At 72.2% G+C, this 26,865-nt stretch carries 23 protein-coding genes and 3 tRNA genes; 17 read left to right on the forward strand and 9 right to left on the reverse strand.

Annotated elements, in window-relative coordinates; all coding sequences use genetic code 11:
- Positions 1–149 precede the first annotated feature (149 nt).
- Positions 150–1,268, reverse strand: coding sequence for a hypothetical protein (locus ACTMMA_RS03690; protein ID WP_441188741.1), 1,119 nt, complete (start codon positions 1,266–1,268; stop codon positions 150–152).
- A 220-nt stretch (positions 1,269–1,488) separates the two neighbouring features.
- On the opposite strand from ACTMMA_RS03690, the gene ACTMMA_RS03695 reads away from it, so the two are divergent.
- Together ACTMMA_RS03695 and ACTMMA_RS03700 are read left to right on the forward strand one after the other, a co-directional pair.
- The gene (locus ACTMMA_RS03695) at positions 1,489–2,529 is read left to right on the forward strand and encodes a hypothetical protein (protein ID WP_441188742.1); all 1,041 of its coding nucleotides are present in this window, start codon (positions 1,489–1,491) and stop codon (positions 2,527–2,529) included.
- A gap of 87 nt (positions 2,530–2,616) precedes the next feature.
- Positions 2,617–3,105 carry a methyltransferase domain-containing protein gene (locus tag ACTMMA_RS03700; RefSeq protein WP_441188743.1) on the forward strand — a complete coding sequence of 163 codons (489 nt, stop codon included), beginning with the start codon at positions 2,617–2,619 and terminating at the stop codon, positions 3,103–3,105.
- Positions 3,106–3,273: 168 nt separating this feature from the next.
- Here the strand turns inward: ACTMMA_RS03700 and ACTMMA_RS03705 are convergent, their stop codons facing one another.
- The 3 genes from ACTMMA_RS03705 to ACTMMA_RS03715 are packed head-to-tail and all read right to left on the reverse strand — an operon-like array spanning position 3,274 to position 6,734.
- Entirely contained in the window at positions 3,274–4,500 is a 1,227-nt protein-coding gene (locus ACTMMA_RS03705) for a DUF6880 family protein (RefSeq protein WP_441188744.1), read from the reverse strand.
- Between the two features lie 7 nt (positions 4,501–4,507).
- Positions 4,508–6,214, reverse strand: a complete 1,707-nt coding sequence (locus ACTMMA_RS03710) for an AMP-binding protein (protein ID WP_441188745.1) — start codon at positions 6,212–6,214, stop codon at positions 4,508–4,510.
- A gap of 43 nt (positions 6,215–6,257) precedes the next feature.
- Positions 6,258–6,734: a MarR family winged helix-turn-helix transcriptional regulator gene (locus tag ACTMMA_RS03715; protein ID WP_441188746.1), complete on the reverse strand. Its 477-nt coding sequence runs from the start codon at positions 6,732–6,734 to the stop codon at positions 6,258–6,260.
- 120 nt (positions 6,735–6,854) lie between these two features.
- Here ACTMMA_RS03715 and ACTMMA_RS03720 point away from each other — a divergent pair, with 120 nt between their 5' ends.
- The 3 genes from ACTMMA_RS03720 (at position 6,855) to ACTMMA_RS03730 (ending at position 9,416) form a co-directional block, all read left to right on the forward strand.
- Positions 6,855–7,400 (forward strand): YceI family protein, encoded by a 546-nt coding sequence (locus ACTMMA_RS03720; RefSeq protein WP_441188747.1) that lies wholly within the window; start codon positions 6,855–6,857, stop codon positions 7,398–7,400.
- 89 nt (positions 7,401–7,489) lie between these two features.
- Positions 7,490–7,789, forward strand: coding sequence for a hypothetical protein (locus ACTMMA_RS03725; RefSeq protein WP_441188748.1), 300 nt, complete (start codon positions 7,490–7,492; stop codon positions 7,787–7,789).
- Positions 7,790–7,880: 91 nt separating this feature from the next.
- Positions 7,881–9,416 (forward strand): long-chain-fatty-acid--CoA ligase, encoded by a 1,536-nt coding sequence (locus tag ACTMMA_RS03730; protein WP_441188749.1) that lies wholly within the window; start codon positions 7,881–7,883, stop codon positions 9,414–9,416.
- Positions 9,417–9,496: 80 nt separating this feature from the next.
- Here the strand turns inward: ACTMMA_RS03730 and pabB are convergent, their stop codons facing one another.
- Positions 9,497–11,731, reverse strand: coding sequence for an aminodeoxychorismate synthase component I (pabB, locus tag ACTMMA_RS03735; protein ID WP_441188750.1), 2,235 nt, complete (start codon positions 11,729–11,731; stop codon positions 9,497–9,499).
- 15 nt (positions 11,732–11,746) lie between these two features.
- Positions 11,747–12,739, reverse strand: coding sequence for a pirin family protein (locus tag ACTMMA_RS03740; protein ID WP_441188751.1), 993 nt, complete (start codon positions 12,737–12,739; stop codon positions 11,747–11,749).
- Between the two features lie 90 nt (positions 12,740–12,829).
- Between ACTMMA_RS03740 and ACTMMA_RS03745 the strand changes: the two genes are divergently transcribed.
- Entirely contained in the window at positions 12,830–14,206 is a 1,377-nt protein-coding gene (locus ACTMMA_RS03745) for an NAD(P)/FAD-dependent oxidoreductase (protein ID WP_441188752.1), read from the forward strand.
- Positions 14,207–14,209: 3 nt separating this feature from the next.
- On the opposite strand, the gene ACTMMA_RS03750 is transcribed toward ACTMMA_RS03745, so the two are convergent.
- Positions 14,210–15,190, reverse strand: coding sequence for a 2-hydroxyacid dehydrogenase (locus ACTMMA_RS03750; RefSeq protein ID WP_441188753.1), 981 nt, complete (start codon positions 15,188–15,190; stop codon positions 14,210–14,212).
- The gene (locus ACTMMA_RS03755) at positions 15,190–15,618 is read right to left on the reverse strand and encodes a GNAT family N-acetyltransferase (protein ID WP_441188754.1); all 429 of its coding nucleotides are present in this window, start codon (positions 15,616–15,618) and stop codon (positions 15,190–15,192) included. The genes ACTMMA_RS03750 and ACTMMA_RS03755 overlap by 1 nt, the downstream gene beginning before the upstream one ends.
- A gap of 67 nt (positions 15,619–15,685) precedes the next feature.
- On the opposite strand from ACTMMA_RS03755, the gene ACTMMA_RS03760 reads away from it, so the two are divergent.
- From ACTMMA_RS03760 to ACTMMA_RS03795, 8 genes are all read left to right on the forward strand, one after another.
- A complete protein-coding gene (locus ACTMMA_RS03760; protein WP_441188755.1) occupies positions 15,686–16,750 on the forward strand; it encodes a PHP domain-containing protein in 1,065 nt (354 codons plus the stop codon).
- A 97-nt stretch (positions 16,751–16,847) separates the two neighbouring features.
- A tRNA-Glu gene (locus tag ACTMMA_RS03765) sits at positions 16,848–16,920 on the forward strand.
- A gap of 25 nt (positions 16,921–16,945) precedes the next feature.
- Positions 16,946–17,019, forward strand: a tRNA-Asp gene (locus ACTMMA_RS03770).
- Positions 17,020–17,077: 58 nt separating this feature from the next.
- A tRNA-Phe gene (locus tag ACTMMA_RS03775) sits at positions 17,078–17,151 on the forward strand.
- 175 nt (positions 17,152–17,326) lie between these two features.
- The gene (locus tag ACTMMA_RS03780) at positions 17,327–18,451 is read left to right on the forward strand and encodes an iron ABC transporter substrate-binding protein (protein ID WP_441188756.1); all 1,125 of its coding nucleotides are present in this window, start codon (positions 17,327–17,329) and stop codon (positions 18,449–18,451) included.
- Between the two features lie 41 nt (positions 18,452–18,492).
- Entirely contained in the window at positions 18,493–20,067 is a 1,575-nt protein-coding gene (locus ACTMMA_RS03785) for an ABC transporter permease (protein WP_441188757.1), read from the forward strand.
- 4 nt (positions 20,068–20,071) lie between these two features.
- A complete protein-coding gene (locus tag ACTMMA_RS03790; protein WP_441188758.1) occupies positions 20,072–21,247 on the forward strand; it encodes an ABC transporter ATP-binding protein in 1,176 nt (391 codons plus the stop codon).
- Between the two features lie 101 nt (positions 21,248–21,348).
- Positions 21,349–21,846 carry a DUF4442 domain-containing protein gene (locus tag ACTMMA_RS03795; RefSeq protein ID WP_441188759.1) on the forward strand — a complete coding sequence of 166 codons (498 nt, stop codon included), beginning with the start codon at positions 21,349–21,351 and terminating at the stop codon, positions 21,844–21,846.
- Between the two features lie 265 nt (positions 21,847–22,111).
- Here ACTMMA_RS03795 and ACTMMA_RS03800 read toward each other — a convergent pair whose 3' ends face one another.
- Positions 22,112–24,028: an anthranilate synthase family protein gene (locus ACTMMA_RS03800; protein WP_441188760.1), complete on the reverse strand. Its 1,917-nt coding sequence runs from the start codon at positions 24,026–24,028 to the stop codon at positions 22,112–22,114.
- A gap of 33 nt (positions 24,029–24,061) precedes the next feature.
- On the opposite strand from ACTMMA_RS03800, the gene ACTMMA_RS03805 reads away from it, so the two are divergent.
- The 3 genes from ACTMMA_RS03805 (at position 24,062) to istB (ending at position 26,804) form a co-directional block, all read left to right on the forward strand.
- Positions 24,062–24,493: a hypothetical protein gene (locus ACTMMA_RS03805; RefSeq protein WP_441188761.1), complete on the forward strand. Its 432-nt coding sequence runs from the start codon at positions 24,062–24,064 to the stop codon at positions 24,491–24,493.
- A gap of 119 nt (positions 24,494–24,612) precedes the next feature.
- Complete coding sequence (locus tag ACTMMA_RS03810; protein ID WP_441188762.1) at positions 24,613–25,962, forward strand: Mu transposase domain-containing protein; 1,350 nt, start codon at positions 24,613–24,615, stop codon at positions 25,960–25,962.
- Positions 25,959–26,804: an IS21-like element helper ATPase IstB gene (gene istB / locus ACTMMA_RS03815; RefSeq protein WP_441188763.1), complete on the forward strand. Its 846-nt coding sequence runs from the start codon at positions 25,959–25,961 to the stop codon at positions 26,802–26,804. Before ACTMMA_RS03810 ends, istB begins: the two co-directional genes overlap by 4 nt.
- Positions 26,805–26,865 lie beyond the last annotated feature (61 nt).

Consider the following 26,865-nt stretch of genomic DNA (forward strand, 5'->3'; position numbering starts at 1 on the left):
CGCTGCCGCGCGCGTCTGACCAGGATGCCTATCCCGACGAGGAGCGCCAGCCCCAGGACGACCATCACGACCCACATCCAGCTGTCCATCCCATCCCCTCTCGGACCAGTGCCTCATATCGTGCCGCACGGGCCCGCCATCCACCTACGTCATTCGCTGGGGAAGTCCAGCGTGAGCGACTGGGTGCCGAAGTCCTTGACCGTCTCTCCCGCACCGAGCTCGCGCATCTCAGCCTGGTTGGCGACGTCCACCGTGAACGACTCGAGGTCGGAGGGGACGTTGACGACGACGGTGCCGTCCCTCCCCCAGAGCCGCCCCTCCTGGACGACGGGGTCCACGCCCTCCACCGTCCAGGTCAGTGTTGCGTTGCGGTCGGACCAGCCACTCTCCGTGGCGTCGTACTCGAGCCGGTACTCCAGGACGAGCCACATGGTGCCGGGATCCGCCCACCGCTCGGAGCCGACCCGCGGCGGCACGTAGGGGGTGATGCGCGCCGAGCGCATGCGCACGCTGGAGGTGAACTGCCTACCCTCCTGGCCAGGCACCGGACCGTAGTCGAGGACGTCGGTCAGGTCCTGCTGCAGGACCCGACGCAGGTAGGTGTCGGTGACCGGGTCGGGCACCCGGGCTCCCGAGGGAAGGTCGAAGACCTGCTCGTGACCGTCGGCCGCCACGACGAGGCCGGCGCCCTCCGCGCCGCTGGGAAGGCTCGCCAGGAAGGAGGTGTCTCCGGCGGCGAGCTCGCCGACCAGCTGCCGGGTGCCCTGGGACTCCAGGTACAGCTCGGTGGGAGGTGTCTGGTCGTCCTCCCCCGGCACGAAGGTCACGTCGACGACGTAGAACTCCTCGCCGGACGCCGGGACGTAGGCCGACTCCGCCCCTCCCATCACGTGGCCCGGCACCGTCTCCGCCCGGCCGACCGACACGATCTCCACCGTGCCGTCCGGGGTGCCGAAGACTCCCCCGTCCGGCTGGGTCACGTCCTGGCGCGGGATGTCCTCGCGCAGCGGTGTGAGGAGCAGCCCCGACTGGGCCTCGGGCGGTGGCGGGGGCGGCGCCTCGGTCGTGGCGACCGCCATGTCCCCCGTCTCGGCGGACGCGTCGGCGGGCGCCGGAGCGGCCTCCTCCGCCGTCGGGGCCGGCCCCGTCGTCACCTGGGGCGCGTCGGCACTGTCGTCTGCTGGGTCCTCGGCCCCGCAGCCGGTCAGGAGCAGGGCTGCCGCACCGGCGGTGGCGAGGGTGCGGCGGAAGAGTGCAGGCGGTGTCATAGGGGGTCCTCGCGTGGGTCCAGGGTCGTGGTCAGTAGCCACGGTAGGAACGGCATCGCGGCTGGGCAGAGGTCTTCGGCGAAGCCCGAACGACCCCGAACGCCCTCGGACGACCACGGATGTCCGGAGATGGGCCTACAGTCGTCGGACACCGTCTCGCGCGACGTGGCTCCCGTGGGTTCGGTCAGGCAACCGTGACGCAGCAGCAAGGGGTGGGTCCGTGACCAACGACGCGACGGGTGACTCGGTCGACCGTATCGTTCAAGATCTGCAACGGCTACGCGCCGACGCCGGAGCCCCTTCCTACGCCGAGATCGTCCGCCGCATCGCCGCGACACGGCAGGCGGAGGGCGTGCCGGACCTCCTGGCCCGTCCCGCCCGCACCACGGTTTACGACGCCTTCCGCCAGGGCCGTTCCCGACTGGACCCCGACCTGGTCGGTGACATCGCCCAGGCGCTCGGTGGGGACCGTCAGGGCTTCCGCCGGCGGAGCTTGCGGGTCCGGCTCGCGTCCGAGGTCACGACGGTCACCCTGGAGGGTCCCGCAGGGCCTGCCACGGACGAGCCCCCCTCCGGTGCGGGGGATCCTGACCCCGTCCGGGCCCCCGGCCCGGAGCCGCGTCCCACTCAGCAAGGGACGGCATACCGGGTCGTGATCGTCCTGAGCTGTCTGGCCTTCAACCTCCTCGGGTATGTCGCCGTCGACGCCTTCGACCTGGCGATCTACCTGGACATGACCGGCACGGGCATCGCCGCCATCGGGCTCGGACCGTGGCACGGGGTGCTCGTGGCCGTCCTCACCCACCTCGTGGGGATGAGCGTCCACGGCGTGATGTCCGTGCCTTTCGTGCTGGTCAACATCGCGGGAGCGCTGATCTGGGGATACGGGGTCCGACGCTTCCGCCAGGGCCGCTCGCTGCCCCGGTTCTTCGGCCTGACCCTTCTTGTGGCAGCCGCCTCCAGCGCCGTGGCCACACCCATCCTGCTGCTCCTCTTCGGCGGCGGCACCGGGCACTCGGCCTCGCTCGTCGAGGGGTTGATCGACCTCGGTGAGCCTTTCGGCCTGGCGGTCCTCCACGCCAACCTGATGATGTCCGTGGCGGACAAGCTGATCTCCGGGTTCGTGATCCTCACGGCCGCGGCCTGGCTGAGCCGATACGTCCCGATCCCCGGCGGACGAGTCTTCGTGGTCCTCGGCAGCCTGAGCAGGCAGCCGCCCTCGTTGACATCCACCACCAACGGTGGCCCGACGCAGGGCTGACGTCTGATCCGACCGTAGGGTGAGCACCGCGGATCCGCCCACGTCCTCGGGTCATGGGACTGGATAGGGTCCCCGGGAGGAGGCGATGTGCACACCTGGGACCCTGACCGGTATCTGACCTTCGCCGACGAGCGAGGCCGACCGTTCGTGGAACTGGTCGGGCGGATCGGCGCGACGCGGCCCCGCACCGTCGTGGACCTGGGGTGCGGGGCAGGCAACCTCACGCGGCTCCTCGTCGACCGCTGGCCCGAGGCCCGGGTGACCGGTGTCGACTTTAGCCCCGAGATGGTTGACCGGGTCTCCCGGGTCGAAGGGCTTGCGCCCGAGCTGCGCGACATCCGGGACTGGGCCGGCAGCGGAGGCGAGCCGTCTGAGCCCGTCGACGTCCTGGTCACCAACGCTGCGCTGCAGTGGGTGCCGGGCCACCTCGACCTGTTGCCGGCCCTGGTCGACCGGGTCGCCGAGGGTGGGTGGTTCGCGATGCAGGTGCCGGGCAACGTCGACGAGCCGAGCCACACCATCCGGAGCGAGCTCGCCGCCGAGGCCCGTCGGCTCATGGACGGCCAGACCCTCTGACCCGTTCGACGAAGCGCCCCGCTGCCACCGGCAGCGGGGCGCTGTCGCGTACCTGCGGACCGGCACATCGGCCCGGTGAGGCGCCCCAGGCCCACGTAGGGCCTCGTTGTGCAGGCCCGCAGGTACCACCCTCCAGTCGGCAAACGGGGGCAGCCAGCCCGGCTCCGCTCAGGGCAGCCGGGCCCGGTCGAACTCCTGCTGCAGTCGAGGCCGTCGGCGGTGGAGCTCCCGGAGGTCGGCGATGAAGGCGTCGACCTCCTCCAGCTGCCCGACCTTCCGCGCCAGACTGCGCATCGTGACCAGCCGCTTGGCCGCCCGACGATAGTTCTGCGCCGACGCGTCGACGAGCTGGCTCTCCACCAGCCTCCGGTGCACGGGGAGCACTCCGGCCGGGTCGATCTTCTCGTAGGCCTTGACCACGACACTCCACGTCTCGTCACTGTCCAGCCCCAGGGAGTGCGCCAGCTGCCACGCGCGCTGCGGATCCTTGAGCGTGTGCAGGGCGAAGCTCACGGCCTGGTCCGGGCGTGGCGCGAGCCGGGCCATGACCTCGTCCTCCAGCTCGGGCCACCGCTCCCGCGCCGCGCGGTGAAGCTCACCAGCCGTCGAGGCGGACGGCCACGTGTCGAAGACCTGACGCTGGGCGTCCAGCAGCTCGTGCGGACGGTGCTCGGCGAGCAGGCGGAGCCAGGAGGCGGCCGCCTTCTGGGACTGATGACCCCGGCCGTGCTCGGTCGCCCGGCGCGCCCAGCTGATCGCGAGGTCGATCTCACCGATCTCCTCCAGCGCCAACGCGGCATCCTCGATGAAGGCGGCCCTGTTCTGGTCGCCGGCATGGGTGCGGATGATCGCCTCGACATCGCGGTCCAGCACCGCGAGCCGCTGCTCGTTCCAGAGCAGGACGAACCACTCGTGGGAGTGAGAGCTGGACCACCGCTCGCCCCACCCCGGCTTCTCGCCCAGCCCGTCCTCGACCGCCCGCAGACGCGACCGGTAGTCCGCCAGCCCTGCCTCCCCGAGGGCCGGTGCATAGGCGACGGGGTCGATCTCGAAGTAGTCGACGACCCCACGGAACTGGAAGTCCATCATCCAGTCGACGAGCCGGCGGACCGGGACTTCGGCGCCCGCGGCAGCGACCGAATGGAGCGTCAGGAGACGCCGGCAGGCATCACCGATGATGCCGCTGGAGTCGTCCGCCCTCGCGATGACCGTCACTGCGCTGGCGAGGGCGCGGTGCGTCACGTCATACACCTCCGCCGGGTCACTGGTCGCCCGGGCCTCATCGAGCAGGTCCACGGCGTGGTTCATCTGGGCCCCGTGCGCGTTGGCCGTGCTCCACCGGTGCAGGTCGGCGCGGGTGCGGATCAGCGGCAGGACGGCGTCGGCCAGGCTCATGATCCGCTCACCGGTCCCGCAGCAGGTGCTCCCTGACCTGCCGGCGCAGCACCTTGCCGAGCTGGCTGCGCGGCAGCTCCTCGAGCGCATGGATCGAGCGAGGTATGGCGTAGCGGCTCACCTTGTCCTTGAGCCACTCCCGGACCGCGTCCAGCTCGACGTGGACGCCCGGTTCGGTGACGAGCGCCGCGACGACCTGCTCGCCGAGCGAGGCGTCGGGCATCCCGACGACGGCGACGTCGATGACGCCGGGCATCACCCGCACGGCCTCCTCGACCTGGGAGGGGTAGACGTTGAAGCCGCCGCTGATGATGAGCTCCTTGCGGCGGTCGGCCAGCACGATGAAGCCGTCGGGCTCACGTCGGACCAGGTCGCCGGTGCGCAGCCACCGGCCCGGCAGGAGGACCTGGGCGGTCTCCTCGGGGTCGTCGAGATAGCCGGCGAAGACCTGCGGGCCGTGGATGAGCAGCTCACCGACCTCCCCGTCGGGCACGTCCGGGGCGTCGTGCTGCCCCTCGTCCAGCAGGTCGGGGTCGGCGATCCGCACCGAGGTGCCGGGGAAGGGGATGCCGAGCGTGCCCGGGCGACGGTCTGGCCCGAAGGGGTTGCCGACCGCGACCGGCGAGGACTCAGTCATGCCGTAGCCCTCGATGATCAACCCACGGGTGGTCTCCTCCCACCGACGGGCGATCTCGCCGTCCAGGGCCATCGCGCCGGAGATCGCGAACCCGATCGAGGTGAGGCTCACGCCTGCCTTGCGGGCCTCCGCCTCGAGCCGGTCGAAGATCGGCGGGACCCCGGCGATGAAGGTCATCGGGCGGCGCTTCTGGGCGGCCAGCATCATCGCGGCGTCGAAGCGGGGCAGGACCACCTGGGTGGCGCCCATCTGGACGCCGAAGGTCAGCGCCAGGGTCAGCCCGAAGGCGTGGAAGAAGGGCAGCACCGCGGAGAAGACCTCCTCGCCGGCCTTCATCCCGGGCAGCCACTGGCGGCCCATCGCGACGTTGGACATCAGGTTGGCGTGGGTCAGCATGACCAGCTTGGGCGTGCCTGTCGTGCCTCCGGTGGGGAGGAGCACCGCCAGGCTCTCGGGGTCGACGTCCACCAGGGGCGCCTGGCCCCCGGCCTCGGCCTGCGCGCGCAGCTCGGCCTCCCAGGAGCCGACGGTGGAGGGCACGGGTCCGCGCAGGGCCGCCCGCTGCGTGCGGGCGGCCTTGACGGGGAGCTTCAGCAGCAGGCGGGACCTGCGGGGCAGGGCGGCACTGAGGTCGACCGCGAGCACGGTGCGCCCCTGCGTGTCGCCCCCGGGAGCGACGGTGTCCAGGGCCTTCTCCCAAGCGATCACCACGCGGGCACCGTGCTTGGCCAGCTGGGCGCGGACCTCCTCGGGGGCAGCCACCGGGTTGTGCTCGGCGACGGTGGCACCCAGGCTCGCCACGGCGTAGAAGGCGACGACGTGCTGAGGGCAGTTGGGCAGCACGAGCGCCACCCGGTCGCCGGCGCGGACGCCCAGCCGGTGCAGCACCCCGGCCGCGAGCTCGACCTGGCGGCCCAACTCGGCATACGTGGTCTGTGCGCCCAGGAAGTCGAGGGCGACCCGCTCGGGCCAGGCCCGCACCGCCTCGCGCAGGAGCGTCGACAGGGTCGGCGGGACGGTCACGGTCAGGGGTGCGCCCCGACCCGGGTCACGGGGGGCGTCGACGGAAGCTGTCACGGGCCTAACCTACGCGACCGTAGGTTAGGTGTCGCAGCGCAGGTCAGTCCGAGGACTCCCGGGCGTCGACATTGGCCAAGAAGCGGGTCAGGACGCGCTCCAGCACCGCCATGTCCTCGGCCGACATCCCGGCGAGGAAGAACTCACGCACCGCCCGGACGTGGCCGGGCGCCGCCTCGACCTGGGCCTGGCGGCCGGCCTCGGCGAGCCGCACGAAGGACCCGCGGCCGTCGTCGGCGCAGTCCTCCTTGACGATCAGACCGCGGGAGACCATCCGGCGCAGGTGGTGGGAGAGCCGGCTGCGCTCCCAGTGCATCTGGTCGGCGAGCACGGAGATCCGCAGGCGCTGACCCTCCGCCTCGGAGAGGCGCACGAGCGTCTCGTAGTCCTGCATCGACAGCTCACTATCCTGGCTCATCGCGCGGGCGAGCGCGGCGGGCAGCTCGGTCTGGGTCCGCAGCCACAGCCGCCAGACCCGCATCTGCTCCTCGTTCAACCACTCCACCGCTTCCTGTGCCATACCCCTAGACTACCACTTGCTTGACATGTCACCGAAGTTCTGTCTAGAGTAGGTGACACATCACCCAATCGGTGGGGAACGCCTCGCCGTCCGGGACCACACTCCACGAGAGGACACCTCATGAGCACCCTGAACGAGCTGAACGGCACCTACACCCTCGACCCGAGCCACACCTCGGTCGGCTTCACCACCCGCCACGCGATGGTCACCAAGGTCCGTGGCACCTTCAACGAGGTCGAGGGCCAGGCCACCACCGGCCCGAACCTCGAGGGCGCCTCGATCGTCGTCGACATCAAGGCCGCCAGCATCGACACCCGCAGCGGCGACCGTGACGGTCACCTGAAGTCCGCCGACTTCTTCGACGTCGAGACCTACCCGAGCATCACCTTCCGCTCCACCGAGGTCGTGGCCGCCGACGCCGACACCCTGCGCGTCACCGGCGACCTGACCATCAAGGACGTCACCCGCCCGGTCACCATCGACTTCGACTACGCCGGCGCCGCCAAGGACCCCTTCGGCAACGAGCGCATCGGCTTCGAGGGCTCCGTCGTCGTCAACCGCAAGGACTTCGGCCTGACCTGGAACGCCGCCCTGGAGACCGGTGGCGTGCTCGTCTCCGAGAAGGTCACCCTGGAGTTCGAGGTCTCGGCGATCAAGAACGCCTGATCCCGTCCCGTGCCGGCAGCGTCCCCCTGGGCTGCCGTCGAGGCCCCCGTCGCACTGCGGCGGGGGCCTCGTGCCGTCACACTGGCGGCATGCGGGAGCTGCGCGCGACCCTCGACGGCCTGGTCCGGCGCGCGGTCCCGGTGCGCGGGATCGCCCCGGGGCCGGTCACCGGCGTGGCCCGGCTGCGGTTCGGCGACGGCACGACGCTGCTGGTGGTCAGCGCCATGGGGCCCCAGGTCGCCAGGGTCGTGCGGGCCCTCTACCAGCAGCACCCCGTCACCCTCTCCGACGTGGAGGAGAGCCCGGAGGGCACGCTCCTGACCCTCGAGGGCGTGCCCGGACGGCGCCCGGCCCAGCTCTGGCTCCTGGGCCCCGACCAACCTGACTGATTCCCCTTGTGGAGCACCCCGGTGAGAGGCACGATCTACCTGCAGCACCACATACCCCCAGTCCGTCCCAGCCCCCTGCCAGGAGTCGACGATGACCAACCTCGCGCACAACCTCGCCCGCACCGCCGAGCGGCACCCCGACCGGCCCGCGGTCATCCTCGACGACTTCGTGCTGACCTACGGCGAGCTCGAGCACTCGGTGCGCCAGCTCGCCGGGTGGCTGCGCGGGCAGGGCGTCGGGGAGGGCGACCGGGTGGCGCTGATGCTGCCCAACGTGCCGAGCTTCCCGGTGATCTACTACGCGACCCTGCGCCTCGGCGCGATCGTCGTCCCCATGAACCCCCTCTTTCGCCGCCGCGAGATCGAGTTCTACCTCGAGGACTCCGGCGCCCGGCTGCTCGTCGCCATGCCCGGCGAGGAGGCCCAGGTCTCGGCCGAGGCCAAGGGCGTCCAGCTCATGGCGATCGGGCCGGAGGGGCTCTCCTCCTACGTCCACGGCGACGGTGCCACCGCGCCGGTCGAGGAGATCGTCGAGCGGGCCGGCGACGACACCGCCGTCATCCTCTACACCTCGGGCACGACCGGCCGGCCCAAGGGCGCGGAGCTGACCTTCGACAACCTGCAGAGCAACCTGGCCACCACCGCCGAGACGCTCATCCACATCGACGAGCAGGACGTGATCATGGGCTGCCTGCCGCTCTTCCACGTCTTCGGGATGACCTGCGCGATGAACACCGCGGTGGCCGTCGGTGCGGCGCTGACGATGATCCCGCGCTTCGAGCCGGTCAAGGCCCTGGAGATCCTGGGGCGCGACGGCGTCACGGTCTTCGCGGGCGTCCCCACGATGTATGGGGCTCTCCTCGCCGCCGCGAACGCCGCCGGGGGCAGCGTCGACCTGCCGCGCCTGCGCACGTGCGTGTCCGGCGGGGCGAGCCTGCCGGTGGAGCTCATGCGGCAGTTCGAGGCGACCTTCGGCTGCGAGATCCTCGAGGGCTACGGGCTGTCCGAGACCAGCCCCGTCGCGTCCTTCAACCGCAAGGACGCGGGCCGCAAGCCGGGCTCGATCGGGACGCCGGTGCGGGGGGTGGAGATGAAGCTCGTGGGCGTCGACGGCGCCGACGTGCCTGCCGAGGACCACGACGCCGTGGGCGAGATCTGCATCCGGGGCGAGAACATCATGAAGGGCTACTGGGACCGTCCCGACGCGACCGCCGAGGCGATCGACGGCGACGGCTGGTTCCGCTCCGGCGACCTGGCGCGGCGGGACGAGGACGGCTTCTACTTCATCGTCGACCGGGCCAAGGACATGATCATCCGCGGCGGCATGAACGTCTATCCGCGGGAGATCGAGGAGGTCCTCTACGAGCACCCCGCCGTCGCCGAGGCCGCCGTCATCGGGATCCCGCACCCCGAGCTCGGCGAGGAGGTCGGGGCCTATGTCGTGCTCAAGCCGGGCGCCGAGGCCACCGCCGACGGCCTCATCGCGCACGTCAAGGGCATCGTCGCCCCCTACAAGTATCCCCGCACCGTCACCGTCATCCCCGAGCTGCCCAAGGGCGCGACCGGCAAGATCCTCAAGCGCGAGCTGAGGGAGCGCGACGACGCCGGGGCGTCCCAGGGGAGCTGAGCGCCGCCCGCGAGCCCCCCGGACGGGGAGTCCTGGGTGACGCTCGCGTCAACCGGCCAGATCCCGGCCCGACCGGCCGGTTATAACTGGCCGGTCGGGCCGGGATCTGGCTGGTTGACGTTGCCGTCAAGGGGCCTGAGGGGTGTCGCCCCGGATCTGGAGCCCCTGGAGGCGTGATCGGGCGTCCCTCCCGTGGCGGGCGTCGCGGCGAGGCCCATCGCGCGGAGCACCGACTGCGCCTTGGTGACCGTCTCGGCGTGCTCCTCGGCGGGGTCGGACAGCGCGGTGACGGCCCCGCCGACGCCGAAGCTCACGTCCCCGTCGGCCCAGGTCAGCGTGCGGATGACGATGGAGGTGTCCATCGAGCCGTCCAGCCCGATCCAGCCGATCGCGCCCGAGTAGACCCCCCGCGCCGCGCCCTCGAGCCCGTCCAGGATCTCCATCGTCCGCACCTTGGGCGCGCCGGTCATCGAGCCACCGGGGAAGCACGCGCGCAGCACGTCGGTCGGCCCCATCCCCTCGGCCAGCCGCCCGCGCACGGTCGAGACCAGCTGGTGCACGGTGGCATAGGTCTCCACCGCGAAGATCTCCGGCACGTGCACGCTACCCGCCCGGCAGACGCGGTGCAGGTCGTTGCGCAGCAGGTCGACGATCATCAGGTTCTCGGCACGGTCCTTCACGGCGCCCGCCAGGTCGTCGGCCAGCGCCGCGTCCTCCTCCGGGGTGGTGCCCCGCGGCCGCGTCCCCTTGATCGGGCGGGCCTCGACCAGCCCGTGCCCGTCGACGGAGACGAAGCGCTCCGGCGAGCAGCCGAGCACGCTGACCTCGGGGGTGCGGATCCAGCACCCGTGCGGCACCGGGCTCACCTCCCGCATCGCCCGGTAGAGCTCGGCCTCGCCCAGGCCCGTCCCCGGCGCCGACCAGGTCGTCGTCAGGCAGACCTCATAGGTCTCGCCCCGTCGGATCTGCTCCTGCGCGGCACGGACAAGCTCCAGGTATGCGGCCTCTCCCGCTCTGGGGGTCGGCTCCGCCGGGTGCACGGCCGGCAGATCGTGTCGCCGGTGGGGGGCAGAGTGTGTCGCCGGTCGGGAAGAGGGGCTGGGTGTGGAGGGGGTGGGTGTGGAGGGGGTGGGTGTGGAGGGGGTGGATGTGGAGGAGTCCACGGCGGAGCGGACCTGCTCGGCCCAGGTGCGCTGCTGCTCGGCCACCGACGGGTCCTCGAGCCAGACGGCCCAGACGTCGCCGGAGGCGTGGTCGATCACCACGCCTCGGTCGGCGAAGAGCAGCCAGGCGTCAGGCCACGGCGAGCGGTGGGCCGCCGTGCCGCCGGTCTCGGCCTTGAGCTCGTAGCCGAACCACCCGACATAGCCCGGCCGCCACGTGAAGGGCAGCTCGGGCATCTCTCCCACCAGGGTCCACCGCCCCAGCTCCTCGTCGAGGCGGTCCAACAGGTGCTTCCCGCCGACCCGGTGGACCAGCTCGTGGGCCAGCGGACCGGACCCGTTGACGACCACCGACCAGCCGGAGCCGTCCGAGGCGTCGAGCCAGACCGACGACTCCGAGTCGCCCACGAGGAGCTCCCGCAGGGTCCAGTCGTCCACGGGACCGGGGAGACGGCATACCTGCACCGAGACCTCCCGGGCCGTGCGCCCGGGCGACGGGGCGGGGTGGGCCGCGAGCGCGTCCCCGACGGCGACCGTGCCGCAGTCCTCCTCCGGCGTCGGCGCCACCTCGACGCCGGCGAGACGCAGGAAGTTGGCCACGATCCTCTCGCCGTGCTCCGACAGCACCGACTCGGGATGGAACTGCACCCCCCAGCGCCGTCTCTGCGGGTCCGCCAGCCCCATCACCGAGCCGTCGTCGCTGGCCCGGGCGGTCACCCGCAGCGAGGACGTCAGCGGCTGCCGGACCTCCAGGGAGTGATAACGGACGACCTCGAACGGGCTGGGCACGCCCTCGAAGATGCCGGTGCCGTCGTGCTCGACCGGGCTGATGATCCCGTGGCGGGGGACGTCCATCTCCACGACCGCGTCCCCGGCCAGGTGGGCCATCCCCTGGTGACCGAGGCAGACCCCCAGGACGGGCACGTCGTCCAGCCGGAGCGCGACGTCCGACAGCAGCATGTCCGCGGCCACCTGCGGGCGACCGGGGCCGGGGCCGACGACGATCGCGTCGAAGGCCCGCAGGTCGTCCTCGTCCGCCGGGTGCGCGTGGTGCCACACGACCGGCGCGCAGCCCAGGACCCGGTGCAGCAGGTCGGCGACGTTGTAGGTGAAGCTGTCGACGTTGTCGATCAGCAGGACGCGAGGAGCCATCCGTGCGCGGTCGCCCTAGCCGCGCGGGCGCAGGGTCACGTGGGGCAGGGCGGGCGCCGGCAGCGACTCCCCACCGGGATAGTCGAAGGCCCCGAAGCGCCCGTCGGCGTCGTGCCCGAGCTCGGCCTGCCACTGCTCGCGCGCCCGGACGATGTCGTCGTGGCTGCGGCCGATGAAGTTCCACCACATGACGATCTGCTCCCCGAAGGGCGGGCCGCCGATCAGCATCAGGCGGGCCCCGTCCTGCCCGGCCTCCAGGGTGAGCCCCTCCCGGCCCGGCGGCACGTGCAGCAGGTGGCCGCGCTCGACGGCCTCGCCGTCCACGGCCACCGCGCCGTCGTCGAGCAGGACCCCGTGCTCGTGGGTCGGGTCGACCTCGAGGGACAGCCGGGCGCCGGCCGCCAGCACGATCTCGGCCCCCAGCAGCGGGCTGAAGGTCTCCACCGGCGAGGCGGGACGGGACCCGTCCGGCAGGCCGAGGTCGCCGAGGAAGACGCTGACGCGTGCCCCGTCCACCTCGACCGGCTCCGGCGCGAAGTGGTCGAAGCGGGCGGCGGTGTCCGCGTGCTCCAGCGGCAGACAGGTCCACAGCTGGACGCCGTGCAGCACCGCCGGCGCCCCCTCCTCGCGCACCGACACCTCGGAGTGGCAGACCCCGTGTCCCGCGGTCATCAGGTTGAGCTCACCCGGACGCACCAGCGCCTTCACGCCGGTCGAGTCGCGGTGCTCGATCAGGCCGCTGAAGAGCCACGACACCGTCTGCAGCGAGGTGTGGGGGTGCGGCGGCACGACCATGCCCCCGGTCTCGGCGATCTCGTCGGGCCCGTAGTGGTCCAGGAAGCACCACGCACCGATCATCGTCCGCCCGCGGGCCGGCAGCGTGCGGCGCACGGTCATCGCCCGCGGGCCGCCCAGCGGCACCTCCCGGGGCGGGATGAGCGTGGTCGCGGCGCGCGCCGGGTCGTCCCCGCACTCGCGCTCGGTCGGGTTCTGCTCCAGGTCGCTCACCGGTCCAGTATGCGGTGACGCGCCCACGCATGTAACCCACGTCTCTCTGCGTAGAGGAAGCATGCGCACCCGCGGGACCGTTCCCCATACATGGAATCCTCGACCGTTCCCACCCCCTCCACCCACCGAGTGGTGGTGATCGGGTCCGGGTTCGGCGGCCTGTTCGCCACCAAGGCGCTGGACGCGCCCGAGGTCGGCGTGACGATGCTGGCGCGCACCAGCCACCACCTCTTCCAGCCGCTGCTCTACCAGGTCGCCACCGGCATCCTGTCCGAGGGCGTCATCGCCCCGACCACCCGCGACGTCCTGGCCGGGCAGAAGAACGCCACCGTGCTGCTCGGCGACGTGCAGGCCATCGACCTGGCCGCGCGGACCGTGACCGCGACGAGCGTGGGGCAGGAGACCGTCTATCCCTACGACAGCCTGATCGTGGCCGCCGGGGCCGACCAGTCGTGGTTCGGCAACGACCACTTCGCCGAGTTCGCCCCCGGCATGAAGACGATCGACGACGCCCTGGAGCTGCGCGGACGCATCTACGGCGCGTTCGAGATGGCCGAGGTCGCCGCCGCCGCGGGACGCACCGGGGTGGTCGAGCAGCTGCTCACCTTCGTCGTCGTCGGCGCCGGCCCGACCGGGGTGGAGATGGCCGGCCAGCTGGCCGAGCTGTCCAGGCGCACCCTGGCCAAGGAGTTCCGCCACATCGACCCGGGCTCGGCCCGCATCATCCTGCTCGACGCGGCCGACGCGGTGCTGGGCAGCTTCGGCCCGGACCTGTCCGAGCGCACCGTGCGCGACCTGACGAAGCTGGGCATCGAGGTCCGGCTCGGGGCCAAGGTCGTCGACGTCGACGCCGAGGGGCTGGTCGTCGAGGACAGGGACGGCACCCAGGAGCGCATCGCCTCCAGCACCAAGGTGTGGGCCGCGGGCGTGCAGGCCAACCCGCTGACCAGGACCCTGGCCGAGCAGTCCGGCGCCGAGCTGGACCGGGCGGGCCGGATCAAGGTCAACCCCGACATGACGCTGCCGGGCCACCCGGAGGTCTACGCGGTGGGCGACATGGCCTGGATGGGTGAGGTGCCCGGGGTGGCCCAGGGCGCGATCCAGTCTGGCCGACACGCCGCCGGGCAGATCCTGCGTCGGGTGCGCGGGGAGGAGACCGGGCAGGTCTTCCGCTACGTCGACAAGGGCTCGATGGCCACCATCTCCCGCTTCCGGGCGGTGATGAAGCGCGGCAACCTCGAGTTGACGGGCTATCCGGCATGGGCAGCCTGGCTGGCGGTCCACCTCTTCTACATCATCGGCTTCAAGTCGCAGGTGCAGACCCTGATGCACTGGGCGGTCAGCTTCTTCGGGCGGGGCCGCTCCGAGCGGACCGTCACCGAGCAGCAGGTGCTGGCCAGGCTGGCGCTGGAGTATCTCGGCGAGGACTTCCTGCGGACCTCGCTGCGGACGCCTCCGCGCGACTGAACCTCAGCCTCCCAGGGGGTTGAGCGGCCCGTCGCCGCCCAGTACGCCCAGCACGTTGCGCACCGCCAGCGTGGCCATGGCCGTGCGCGTCTCCACGGTCGCCGAGCCCAGGTGCGGGAGCAGCACGACGTTCTCCAGCTCCAGCAGGCCGGGGTGCACGCGCGGCTCATCCTCGAAGACGTCCAGACCCGCGCCGGCGATCACGCCGTCGCGCAGCGCCTCGACCAGGGCGGCCTCGTCCACGATCGGGCCGCGGGCGCTGTTGACCAGGTAGGCGCTGCCCCTCATCGTGGCGAGCGCGTCGGCGTCGATGAGGTGGTAGGTCGAGTCCGGCTGGCCCTGCGGGATCAGCGGGCAGTGCAGCGAGACCACGTCGGCGGTCGCGAGCAGCTCGGGCAGGTCAACCCGGCGCGCCCCCAGCTCGGCCTCGGCGCCGGGCTTCATCGGCGAGCGGCCCTGGTAGACGATCTCCATCCCGAAGGCCTTGGCCCGCCGCGCCGTCGCGATACCGATCGCCCCCGGCCCCACGAGCCCGAAGACCTTGCCCTGCAAGCCCATCCCGAGCAGGAAGTCCATGCCCCACTTCCACGGCTGCCCGGAGCGGATCAGCCGCTCGCCCTCCCCGAGGCGCCGGGTCGCCATGAGCACCAGAGCGAAGGCGGTGTCGGCGGTCGCGTCCACGAGCACGCCGGGGGTGTTGGTCGCGACGACGCCGCGCTCCCGGCAGGCCGCCACGTCGATGTTGTCGTAGCCCACCGCGACGTTGGCCACCACGCGCAGCTGCTCCCCCGCCGCGTCGAGGAAGGAGTCGTCGACCTTGTCGGTGACCATCGTGACCACCGCGTCGGCACCGGCCACCCGCGCGAGCACGTCCTCCCGGGAGGGAGCCTCGGCACCCTCCCAGCCGTCGACCTCGTGCCCGGCCCCGACGAGCAGCTCGACCGCCTCGTCCGGCAGCCGGTTGGTCAGCACCACCCGGGCCATCAGTCCCTCCTCATCGGCAGGTGCGGGATGCCGTCCTCGACGTAGTCGGGCCCGCTGCGGCGGAAGCCGAACGTCTCGTACCACCCCTCCAGGTAGGTCTGCGCCCCGATCTCCACCGGCCCCTCCAACCGGGACAGCGCCTCGGTGACCAGAGCTGCCGCATACCCCTTGCCCCGGTGGTCGGGGCGCACGGCGACCCGACCGAGGTGGTGCTCGCCGTCCTGGACGTAGGTGCGCAGGGTGCCCACCGGCAGCCCGTCGACCTCGGCCCAGTGCTGCACGCAGGAGTGGTCCAGGTCCCAGCCGTCCAGCTCGGGATAGGCGCACTCCTGCTCCACCACGAAGACGTCCACCCGCAGGCGGAGCAGTCGGTAGAGGGTCACCGGGTCCAGGTCGCGCACGTGCGCGTGGTGCAGGTTGGCGTCCACAGCCCGAGGGTATGCGGTCACGCGCCTCGTGTGGGCGGGCGCCGGTGGGAGGTGCGAAGGTGTGGCCATGACCATCGAGCCCGTCGACGCCCTGCGCCGCATCGCCTTCCTGCTGGAGCGCCAGCGCGAGGACACCCGACGGGTGGAGGCCTACCGCAACGCCGCCAAGGTGGTCCTGCCGCTGGGCGAGGACGAGGTCCGGCGCCGGGTCGCGGCCGGCACGCTCAAGGAACTGGCCGGGATCGGCCCCTCGACCGCAGCCGTGATCGAGCAGGCGGTGGCCGGGCAGGTGCCGGACAAGCTCGCGGCGCTGGAGGAGGCGTACGCGCCGCTCGCCGTGGGCGGTGAGTCGATGCGCGAGCAGCTGCGCGGCGACCTGCACACCCACTCCGACTGGTCCGACGGCGGCTCCCCGATCGAGGAGATGGTCGCCTCGGCGATGGAGGTCGGCCACGACTACCTGGCCCTGACCGACCACTCCCGCGGCCTGAAGGTCGCCAACGGCCTGTCCGCCGACCGGCTGCGCCGCCAGCTCGGCGTCGTGGACGCCATCAACGCCCACACCGGCGAGGCCTTCCGGCTGCTCAAGGCGATCGAGGTCGACATCCTCGACGACGGCACCCTGGACCAGGAGCCCGAGCTGCTCGCATCCCTCGACATCCGGGTCGCCTCGGTGCACTCCAAGCTGCGGATGGAGAGCGCCGCGATGACGTGCCGGATGGTCGCGGCCGTGCGCGACCCGCTGACCAACGTGCTGGGGCACTGCACCGGCCGTCGGGTGATGTCCCGGCGCGGCGACAAGGGCGCCGCCAGCGGCGCGCGGATGCGGCCGCCGAGCGAGTTCGACGCGCGGGCCGTCTTCGAGGCGTGCGCGGAGTCGGGGACGGCCGTGGAGATCAACTCCCGCCCCGAGCGCCAGGACCCCCCGGGTGAGCTGCTGCGGCTGGCGATCGACCTGGGCTGCCTGTTCACGATCAGCACCGACGCCCACGCCCCGGGGCAGCTGGACTTCCTCGACCTGGGCTGCGAGCGGGCCGTCCGCCACGGCGTCCCGCCCGAGCGGGTGGTCAACACGTGGCCCCTGGATGACCTGCTGGAGTGGGCCCGCCCGGGCAGCCACCAGGGGGCCTGATCAGGCAGCCGGCACGGGCGCGATCGGGGCCCTGAGCGGCCGTTTTGGTCTGGCCGGGGATCATCAAGTATGGTTTCTCACTGTCCTCAACGGATAGGTCCCCATCGTCTAGTGGCCTAGGACCCCGCCCTTTCACGGCGGTAACACGGGTTCGAATCCCGTTGGGGATGCACCACAGGTCTCGTCCTGTTACGAGGCCCCGTAGCGCAGTTGGTTAGCGCGCCGCCCTGTCACGGCGGAGGTCGCGGGTTCGAGTCCCGTCGGGGTCGCAGCGCTGGCGGCGTGATCATGACCGAGAGGTCGGGTCACGCCGTTCAGCACTACAACGGCCAGGTAGCTCAGTTGGTACGAGCGTCCGACTGAAAATCGGAAGGTCGGCGGTTCGACCCCGCCCCTGGCCACCGCAAGAGCCGCGGAGCAGCCCCTGAAGCCTCCGCGGCTTTCGCATGTCCGGGGCCCTCCCCGGCCGCGCCCCGTGAATTACCTCACGGCCCCCTTCTGGAATTGACAGCAGCCACCCCGTGTGTGTTGAGTAAGCCTTGCCTAACCTGACTTACCTCAAGGAGCACTTCTGTCATGACGCGCACTGCACGGGCTCTGGCCCTCACCACGAGCGCAGCACTCGCCCTGGGTCTTGCCGGCTGCGGCAGCAACGACACCCCGGCCGAGAATGACAACTCCCCCAACCAGACCTCCGCGGGCCAGGGCTCGGGCGGGCAGGACGACGCCGTCGGGACCGCGGCCGCCGGTGGCACCGGCGAGAGCGACGGCACGCTGACCCTCTACTCCGGCCGCAACGAGGAGCTCGTCCAGCCCGTCCTGGACGCCTTCACCGAGGAGACCGGGATCGAGGTCGAGGTCCGCTACGCCGACACCGCCTCGATGGCCGCGCAGATCCTCGAGGAGGGCGACAACTCCCCCGCCGAGGTCTTCCTGGCCCAGGACGCCGGCGCCCTCGGCGCGGTCGCCAAGGAGGGCCGCCTGGTCGCCCTGCCCCAGGCGACCCTCGACCTGGTCCCCGACACCTACCAGTCCAGCGACGGCAACTGGGTGGGCCTGACCGGCCGCTCCCGCGTGCTCGTCTACAACAAGGACAAGGTCAGCGAGGACGAGCTGCCCGCGCACGTCGCCGAGCTGACCACCCCCGAGTGGAAGGGCCGCGTCGGCGTCGCCCCGACCAACGCCTCCTTCCAGGCCTTCGTCACCGCCATGCGCGTGCTCGAGGGTGACGACGCGGCCGCCACCTGGCTGGCCGACCTCGCCGCCAACGACCCGCAGATCCGCGAGAAGAACGGCATGATCGTCGCCGACGTCGACGCCGGCGCGATCGACGTGGGGCTGGTCAACCACTACTACCTCTACGAGCTGGCCGCCGAGAAGGGCGTGGCCCCCGAGGACCTCAACGCCGCGCTCCACTTCTTCTCCGACGGCGACACCGGCGCCCTGGTCAACATCTCCGGCATCGGCCTGGTCGACGAGCAGGCCGACGGCGACGGCCAGGCGCTGATCGACTACCTCCTCAGCGAGGCCGGTCAGACCTACTTCGTGGAGCAGACCTACGAGTACCCGATGGTCGAGGGCATCGAGCCCAACCCGGGCCTGCCCGCCCTGGGCGACCTGGAGACCCCGGACATCGACCTCAACGACCTCGACGACCTCCAGCGGACCGTCGAGATGATCGCGGAGGCTGGTCTGCTCTGACCGGACGCCGCCCGCACACCGCGCTGACCGTCGGGGCCCTCGTGGCCACGGCGGTGGCGCTCATCCCCCTGGCCTATCTGCTGCTGCGGACGGGCCAGGGGGGCGTGCAGGCGTGGCTGGACGCGGTCGCGACCCCGCGCACCGCGACCCTGGCCACCACCTCCCTCCAGCTGGCGCTCGTCGTCACCGCCCTGTGCCTGGTCGTGGGCGTCGGGGCGGCCTGGCTGGTCACCCGCAGCAACACCCCCGGGCGCCGGCTGTTCGCGATCCTGCTGGCGCTGCCGCTGGCGGTCCCCAGCTATGTCGCGGCCTTCACCTGGGTCTCGGTCGCCGACCTGTGGGCCGCCGACCCCGGCACCCGCTTCGAGGGCTTCTGGGCCGGCGTCGTCGTGCTCACCCTCTACACCTATCCCTACGTCTACCTGCCCGTGGCCGCGGCCCTGGTGCGGGTCGACCCGGCCCAGGAGGAGGTGGCGCGCTCCCTCGGACGCAGCGCACCGCATACCCTCCTGACCGTCACCCTCCCGCAGGTCCGCCCGGCCATCGCCGGCGGCGGCCTGCTGGCGATCCTCTACGTCCTGGCCGACTTCGGCGCCGTCTCGATCCTGCGCGTCGACACCTTCACGCGGGCGATCTTCACCGCCTTCTCCGCCGGCTTCAACCGCCAGTCCGCCCTCACGCTGGCGACCCTCCTGGTCCTCATCACCCTGGTGATCCTGGCGCTCGAGGGCTTGACGCGGCGGGCAGGTGCACGGTTCAGCGGCACGCACGTCACCAGGCCTGCGCGCGCCCTGGACCTGGGGGTATGGAGATGGGCCGGGTTCGCGGGCCTGTCCGCCGTGGTGCTCACCGCGCTGGGTGTGCCGGCCGTGTCCCTGGCGCGCTGGATCGCCGCGGGCACCTCTGCGGGCGACGCCTGGGACCGGCTCTGGTCCGCCGCGTCCGGGTCGCTGTCCGCCTCGCTGCTCGGCGCGCTGATCACGATGGCCCTGGCCCTGCCGGTGGGCATCCTGGCCGCCCGGCACCCGGGGCGACTGAGCCGCTCGCTGGAGCGGGCCGCATACCTCGCCCACAGCCTGCCCGGCGTGGTCGTCGGCCTGGCCCTGGTCTTCTTCGGCGTCACGGTGGCGCTGCCGCTCTACCAGACGACCTGGCTGCTCGCGCTGGCCTACGCCACCCTCTTCCTGCCGCTCGGGGTCAGCGCCGTCGCCTCCGCGGCGTCGCAGGCGCCGCCCTCGCTGGAGGAGGCGGCCGCCTCGCTGGGCACCTCCCCCGCCTCGGTCTTCCGGCGGGTCACGCTGCCGCTGACGCTGCCCGGCATCGGCGCGGGTGCGGCCCTGGTCTTCCTCACCGCGATGAAGGAGCTGCCCGCGACGCTGCTGCTGCGGCCCACCGGGATGGACACCCTGGCGACGCGGCTGTGGAGCGCCACCGGCATCGGGCGCTACGCCGAGGCCGCCCCCTACGCGCTGGTGCTCGTGGCCCTGGCCGCCATCCCCACCTGGATCATCGCCCGCCGCAGCGGCATCCTGCCGGCCGCCGGCGAGAGCGAGCGCGTCCGGCCCGTCGAGGTCGAGACCGACAGCACCCGTTCGGCCGAGCTGCTGGAGGCGTGAAACCATGAGCACGACGGTCCACCCCTGGACCAGCACCCGACGCCCCACGACCGGCCCGACCCCCGCGCCGGCCAGCACCGAGAGTGACCGCACGCCCATGTCCGCCCAGCCGCACGCCGTCGAGATCGTCGACGTCGCCAAGAGCTTCGGCGCGGTGCGGGCGCTGGCCGGGGTGAGCCTGTCGCTGGACCACGGCGAGTTCGTGGCGGTGCTGGGTCCCTCGGGCTGCGGCAAGACGACGCTGCTGCGCTGCATGGCCGGCTTCGAGCGGATCGACAGCGGCCGCATCGCCCTGGGCGGTCGGGCGGTGGCCCTGCCCGGCATCCACCTGCCCCCGCACCGCCGCCAGGTGGCCGTGGTGCCGCAGGAGGGCGCGCTCTTCCCGCACCTGTCCGTGGCGGACAACGTGGGCTTCGGGCTCACCGGTCGACGGGGCGCGCTGCGCGGCAAGGACCGCTCCCGCCGGGTGGAGGAGTGCCTCGAGCTGGTCGGCCTGACCGGCATGGGCGCCCGCATGCCGCACGAGCTCTCCGGCGGCCAGCAGCAGCGCGTCGCCCTGGCGCGGGCGCTGGCTCCCCGGCCCCCGCTGGTGCTCCTCGACGAGCCCTTCAGCGCCCTGGACGCCTCGCTGCGCGCCGAGCTGCGCTCCGACGTCCGCACCGCCCTGCGCGAGGCGGACGCCACGGCGATCCTGGTCACCCACGACCAGGGCGAGGCCCTCTCGATGGCCGACCGGGTCGCCGTGATGCGCGACGGCGAGATCCGTCAGGTGGGGACGCCCGCGGAGGTCTACTCCACCCCGGTCGACGCCTGGGTCGCCACGTTCGTGGGCGAGGCCGACCTGATCCAGCTGCCCGAGGGCCACGCCGGCCACTCGCTGGAGACCCACCTGGGCCCGATCGCGGTCGCCGAGGGCGGCCCGCTGGGCACCCATGTCGTCATCCGCCCCGAGCAGGTCCTGCTCACCGCGCTCGACCACCCCCGCCGCTCCGAGGTCGGGGGCGTGCCCGCCCGGGTCCAGACCGTCGACTTCCACGGCCACGACGCCCTGGTCACGATCTCGCTGCCGGACGGCACCACCGCCCGGGTCCGCACCGGCGCCCACCCGCCCGCCGTCGGCACCGACGTCATCGCCTGGGTGGAGGGCACCTGCCGCACCGTCCCCGCGGGTGGCCTGTGAGCCAGGGGCGCAATCGGATGGGTGACCTCGCGTGAGCCGCGGTCCCCAGGAGATCGGGGGGCTCACATGAGCCGCGGGCACCAGGAGATCGGGGGGCTCACATGAGCCGTGGGCACCAGGAGATCGGCGGCCTCAAGAAGCTGGCCACCTCCCCCACCACCCTGCGCCACGGCATGAACGCCTGGCCGCCCTTCCTCTTCTCCGGCATCCGCATCCAGCACATCGCCCCCGACTTCCGCACGGTCCGCGTGGGCCTGCGCCGCACCCCGGTGACCAGCAACTACGTCGGCACCCTCTTCGGCGGCTCGATCTTCTCGATGACCGACCCGTTCTGGATGATGATGATCCTGCGCAACCTCGGCCCGGCCTACGTGGTCTGGGACAAGGCGGCCGAGATCGAGTTCGTCTCCCCCGGCAAGGCCTCGGTCAGCACCACCTTCGAGCTGACCCAGGAGGTGCTCGACGAGCTGCGCGAGGAGGCCCGCGGCGGAGCCAAGGTGCTGCGCTGGTTCGAGAACGACGTCACCACCGCCGACGGCACCCTCGTCGCCAAGGTCCGCAAGCAGATCTACGTCCGCGAGAAGCCCCCGCGCACCTGAGCCCCGCTCGGCCGGGCTCGTCCCTCACGCCCCGCTCGTCTCGACCCGCACTCCCCTCATCACCTTCTGCGCAGCCCACCCGGGCACCTCAGCGTGCACAACCGGGCGCGTCTCCCTGCACCTAACCCTGTCCTCTGCTTATGCACAGGGTTAGATGCTTCTTTCGCGGGTTGGAGCCCTGCATCTCGCGCACAACTTTGTGCTTAAGGTGCAGTGCCAGAGACGGCCATCCCAGGGGCCGCGACCGGCTCGGACGCCGGCCAGGTCAGGCCAGGGCGTGCCGGATCAGTCCGTGCAGGGTGACGAGGCCGTCGCGGGAGAGCACCGACTCGGCGTGCCCCTGGATCGTCGCCAGGCCGGGCCCGCGCATCGCCACGATCGCCTCGTCCGGCTCGTGCACCGCCAGCTCCAGCTCGCGGCCACCGACCGACACGGCCGCTCCAGCCGCGACGCCGGCACCGCCCCCGTCTCCCGGCGGTCGCGCCACGAAGGTGTTGTAGAAGCCGATCCGGCGCACCTCGCCCCACAGGTCTACGGGCAGCTGGACCCCCTGGTTGGGCCGGGGCAGCTTGACGATCTCCAGCCCGGCGAGCGAGGCCAGCACCTGGTGGGACAGGCACACCGCCAGCAGCGGCAACCCCGTGCCCAGCCGGGCGGTCAGCAGCTCCCGCAGCCGCGCGATCCGGGGGTCGGACCCGTCCGTCGGGTCACCCGGGCCCGGGCCGAAGAGCACCAGGTCCCAACCGTCCACGACGTCCTCGGGCCGCACCTGCTCCCAGCGCCGCACCTCCGCGACCATCCCCACGTGCCGCACCATGTGCGCGAGCATCTGGGTCCACGTGTCCTCGGCGTCCACCACGAGCACCCGGCGACCGGCCAGCAGCGGGTCGGGCCGCGCCTCCTGCGGCGAGAGCCAGAACGGCGAGAGCGCCTCGTTGCGGGCCGCCAGGTCCGCAACCACGCCCGGGAGCGAGGCGAGCTGCACCTCATACCCCACCTCCGGCCGTTCCCGCAGACCCAGCGCCGCGAGCATCCCCCTCGCCTTGGCGGCCGTCTCGGCCCCCTCGGAGCGAGGGTCGCTGTGCCGCACCAGGGTCGCCCCCGCGCTGACGGTGATCCGCCCCTCCCCGTCGACGTGCGCGGTGCGGATCAGGATCGGGGCGTCGAGCTCCTCGCCGCCCTCCTCGTCGAGCTCCAGCAGCGCCAGCACGCCGGAGTAGTAGCCGCGACCGTGCGGCTCGTGGCGCTTGATGACGGTGCAGGCGTTCTCCATCGGCGAGCCCGTGACGGTGGGGGCGAACATGGTGGCGCGCAGCACATCTCGCACGTCGGACTCGCTGGCCCCGTCGAGGAGGTACTCGGTGTGCGTGAGGTGCGCCATCTGCTTGAGGTGGGGCCCGGTGATCCGCCCGCCGTGCGAGCAGATCTGCGCCATCATCTTCATCTCCTCGTCGACCACCATGAAGAGCTCCTCGGTCTCCTTGGTGTCCTTGATGAAGGCTCGGAACTCCGGCTCCAGCTCGGCGCGCTCCCGGGGGTGGCGGAAGGTGCCGGAGATCGGGTTCATCCAGACGCGGCCGTCCTGGACGCTGACGTGCCGCTCGGGGGTCGCCCCCACGAGGGTGTGACCAGGCGTGTGCACCGCGAAGGTCCAGTAGGCACCGCGCTCGTCGGTCAGCAGCGTCCGCAGCCAGGTCAGCGCAGCGACCGCGGGGTCGGCGTCGGTGCGCGCGAGCACGTCGCGCCGGATGACGAAGTTGGCGCCCTCCCCGTTGCCGATCTCGTCCTCGATCACCCGCTGCACGATGGCGGCGTAGTCCTCGTCCTCGACGCTGAAGCGCTCGTCGGTCACGGTGACGGTCTCGGTGGGCAGCGCAGCGATGAGCTCGCTCACCGGGACGCGTTGGCATGCGGCAGCTCCCCTCGGGCGCAGCACCCGCAGCGGGGTGCCGTCGTCGTGGGCGTCGAAACCGCGCTCGGTGATCTGCCGATAGGGCACCAGTCCGAGCACGGGCTCGCCGGGACGGGGCCGCGGCAGGTCCTTGAGGAGGGCGACGTCCTCGACGTCCCCGAGGATGATCTCGGCCTCCTGACCAGCACCGTCGGCCCCGGCGCGCCACAGGATCGCCCACGACTCCCCCGAGGGGTCGGCGAGGATCTGGTCGAGTGCGCGGCTGGGCATGGTGGACAGTCTCCCACCTGGCAAGATCTGTCCATGGACGACCTGCTCGCACTGGGCCTGAGCCAGGAGGAGGCCGGCGCCTACCTCGACCTGCTGCGGGGCCGTGCCGCCCGGCCGGCCCAAGAGGCCGTGTGGGACGCCGTGGTCGACCTGGGGCTGGTCCGGAGGGGGCCGGAGGGGATCGTGGCCGCCCACCCGCGGGCCGCGCTGGAGCGCTGGGCGATGGAGCGGGAGCACCAGGCCGCGCACGCGCGCGAGGCTGCGGCCGCCCTGACCATGCTGCACGACGCCGCCACCCGCGAGCTGCCCTTCGTCGAGGTGCTGCGGGGTCGGGCCGCCTCGGGCGCCGTCTACTCGGCGATGCAGACCGGCGCCCAGCAGCTGGTCCGGGCCTGGGACCGGGGTTCCTACGGTGGGGCCACCCAGTCCGGTGCGCCCTCTGTCACGATGACGGCGCTCAGGTGAATCTCCCCAGTTCTGCTCACTGAAATTCCCCACCCTGTGGCCCCATCCGGGGACGGGCGGGGCTCCTTCGATGATGGCGGTCTCTGACCACACGCCTACTCGAAGGAGCCCCTCGTCCCATGCTGTCACGGGAGGAAGACATCGAAGTTCACGCGTTGGCCCGGCAGGGCTGGACGATCTCAGCGATCGCCCGGCATCTGGGTCGGGACCGTAAGACCATCCGCGCCTACCTGCGCGGAGACCGGGCCGCGGGCGTCCGCAAGCCGGCGGGGCAGGACCCGTTCGAGCCGTTCGTGGACTACGTCCGCGCCCGGCTGGCCGAGGACCCGCACCTGTGGGCGATGACCCTGTACGACGAGGTCGTCGAGCTGGGGTACGACAAGGCCTACTCCACCTTCACCCGGCAGGTCCGCACCCGCGGGCTGCGCCCGCACTGCGAACCGTGCGCCGGCACGAAGGGCCGCCCGGCGGCGGTGATCGAGCACCCACCGGGTGAGGAGACCCAGTGGGACTGGGTCGAGCTGCCGGACCCGCCCGAGCACTGGGGCTGGGGCACCAAGGCGTTCCTGCTCGTCGGTGCCCTGGCCCACTCCGGCCGGTGGCGCGGCGTGCTGTGCCCTTCGATGGACCAGGCTCACCTCATCGGCGCCCTCGACCGCGTGACCAGAGCGCTCGGCGGGCTCACGCGCTCGTGGCGGTTCGACCGGATGGCCACCGTGTGCCACCCGGCCACCGGGCGTGTGTCCGCGTCGTTCGCCGCGGTGGCCAAGCACTACGGCGTCGGTGTGGAGATCTGCCCGCCGCGGCGCGGCAACCGCAAGGGCGTGGTGGAGAAGGCCAACCACACCGCCGCCCAACGCTGGTGGCGCACCCTGGCCGACGAGGTCACCGTGGAGCAGGCGCAGGCGTCGTTGGACAAGTTCTGCACCACCCGTGGCGATGCCCGCATGCGGCCCGGCGGCCCCGACGGGAAGGCCTCCGTGCTCACCCTCGCCGCCAAGGAACCGCTGGCCCCGGTCCCGACCGTCCCGTTCCCCGCGTCGATCACCGAGGAGAGGGTCGTCTCGGCGCAGGCGCTGGTGGCCTGGCGCGGCAACTTCTACTCCGTCGCCCCCGAGCTCGCCCGTGCCCAGGTGACCGTCACCTGGCGCCTGGGCAGCACGCGCATCGACATCGCCACCACCTCCGGGACGGTGATCGCCCGGCACGAGCTCGCCCCCGACGGTGCTGGCGTCATGGTCCGCGAGCACGCCCACGTCACCGCGCTCGAGGCGCGCGTCCTCGCCGGGCACGACGCCTCTGTGCCGCACCGGCGCAAGGAACGCATCCCACCCGGCCCCGCAGCCCAGGCAGCCGCGCAGGCGCTGCGCGCCCGCCACCAACCCGAGCCCGCCACCACCGCGGACGTGGTCATCGACCTGTCCGCCTACGACAAAGCAGCCCGAGGAAGGAACACCCTGACCCGATGAACACCACACCCACGACCGCGACGACGACCGAGGCGCTGCCGGCGCCGATGATCACCAGCCAGGCGTCGACCTACCAGCAGCTGCGCTCCCACCTGGCCGCGTTGAAGCTGCACGCCGCCGCCGAGCACCTGCCCACCGTCCTGGCAACCGCCGCCGAGCAGGGGTGGTCGATGACCGCGACGTTGGAGCACCTGCTCGCCCGCGAGGTTGAGGCGACCGAGGCCCGCAAGCTCGCCGGCCGGCTCCGGTTCGCCTCACTGCCCACCCCGGCCACCCTGGCCGACTTCGACTTCGACGCCGCCCCGAACGTCGACCGCAAGCTCATCGACGAACTGGCCACCTGCCGGTACCTGGAGTCGGCGACCAACGTGCTGCTCATCGGCCCGCCCGGCGTCGGCAAGACGCACCTGGCCGTCGGCCTGGGCCGGGCCGCGGCCGAGGCCGGGTACCGCACCTACTTCACCACCGCCGCCGATCTGGCCGCCCGGTGCCACCGCGCCGCGATCGAAGGACGCTGGGCCACCACCATGCGCTTCTTCGCCGGCCCAACCCTGCTCATCATCGACGAGCTGGGCTACCTGCCGCTGCCCGGCGAGGCCGCCTCCGCGCTGTTCCAGGTCGTCTCCCAGCGCTACCTCAAGACGTCCATCGTGCTCACCACCAACCGCGGCGTCGCATCCTGGGGCGAGGTCCTAGGCGACAGCACCGTCGCCGCAGCCATGCTCGACCGGCTCCTGCACCGCTCCGTCGTGCTCAACCTCGAAGGCGACTCCTACCGGCTGCGCGACCACCACGCCCGCCAGGGCACCCTGCGAGCCGCCACCCGCCAACCCCTACACTGACCACCGCCCAAGGTGGGGAAATTCAGTGAGCATCACTGGGGAACTTCGACGAGCCTCGTCA

The sequence above is a fragment of the Ornithinimicrobium panacihumi genome (assembly GCF_052073805.1).
GTDB classification, from domain to species: domain Bacteria; phylum Actinomycetota; class Actinomycetes; order Actinomycetales; family Dermatophilaceae; genus Ornithinicoccus; species Ornithinicoccus panacihumi.

What these genes read in the sequence shown, in the direction of transcription:
- ACTMMA_RS03690 (WP_441188741.1), bottom strand. Translation starts at nt 1,268, where the DNA reads ATGACACCGCCTGCACTCTTCCGCCGCACCCTCGCCACCGCCGGTGCG.
- ACTMMA_RS03705 (WP_441188744.1), bottom strand. Translation starts at nt 4,500, where the DNA reads ATGAGCCTGGCCGACGCCGTCCTGCCGCTGATCCGCACCCGCGCCGAC.
- ACTMMA_RS03715 (WP_441188746.1), bottom strand. Translation starts at nt 6,734, where the DNA reads ATGGCACAGGAAGCGGTGGAGTGGTTGAACGAGGAGCAGATGCGGGTC.
- ACTMMA_RS03720 (WP_441188747.1), top strand. Translation starts at nt 6,855, where the DNA reads ATGAGCACCCTGAACGAGCTGAACGGCACCTACACCCTCGACCCGAGC.
- ACTMMA_RS03725 (WP_441188748.1), top strand. Translation starts at nt 7,490, where the DNA reads ATGCGGGAGCTGCGCGCGACCCTCGACGGCCTGGTCCGGCGCGCGGTC.
- ACTMMA_RS03730 (WP_441188749.1), top strand. Translation starts at nt 7,881, where the DNA reads ATGACCAACCTCGCGCACAACCTCGCCCGCACCGCCGAGCGGCACCCC.
- pabB (WP_441188750.1), bottom strand. Translation starts at nt 11,731, where the DNA reads ATGGCTCCTCGCGTCCTGCTGATCGACAACGTCGACAGCTTCACCTAC.
- ACTMMA_RS03745 (WP_441188752.1), top strand. Translation starts at nt 12,830, where the DNA reads ATGGAATCCTCGACCGTTCCCACCCCCTCCACCCACCGAGTGGTGGTG.
- ACTMMA_RS03750 (WP_441188753.1), bottom strand. Translation starts at nt 15,190, where the DNA reads ATGGCCCGGGTGGTGCTGACCAACCGGCTGCCGGACGAGGCGGTCGAG.
- ACTMMA_RS03760 (WP_441188755.1), top strand. Translation starts at nt 15,686, where the DNA reads ATGACCATCGAGCCCGTCGACGCCCTGCGCCGCATCGCCTTCCTGCTG.
- ACTMMA_RS03780 (WP_441188756.1), top strand. Translation starts at nt 17,327, where the DNA reads ATGACGCGCACTGCACGGGCTCTGGCCCTCACCACGAGCGCAGCACTC.
- ACTMMA_RS03790 (WP_441188758.1), top strand. Translation starts at nt 20,072, where the DNA reads ATGAGCACGACGGTCCACCCCTGGACCAGCACCCGACGCCCCACGACC.
- ACTMMA_RS03795 (WP_441188759.1), top strand. Translation starts at nt 21,349, where the DNA reads ATGAGCCGTGGGCACCAGGAGATCGGCGGCCTCAAGAAGCTGGCCACC.
- ACTMMA_RS03800 (WP_441188760.1), bottom strand. Translation starts at nt 24,028, where the DNA reads ATGCCCAGCCGCGCACTCGACCAGATCCTCGCCGACCCCTCGGGGGAG.
- ACTMMA_RS03805 (WP_441188761.1), top strand. Translation starts at nt 24,062, where the DNA reads ATGGACGACCTGCTCGCACTGGGCCTGAGCCAGGAGGAGGCCGGCGCC.
- ACTMMA_RS03810 (WP_441188762.1), top strand. Translation starts at nt 24,613, where the DNA reads ATGCTGTCACGGGAGGAAGACATCGAAGTTCACGCGTTGGCCCGGCAG.
- istB (WP_441188763.1), top strand. Translation starts at nt 25,959, where the DNA reads ATGAACACCACACCCACGACCGCGACGACGACCGAGGCGCTGCCGGCG.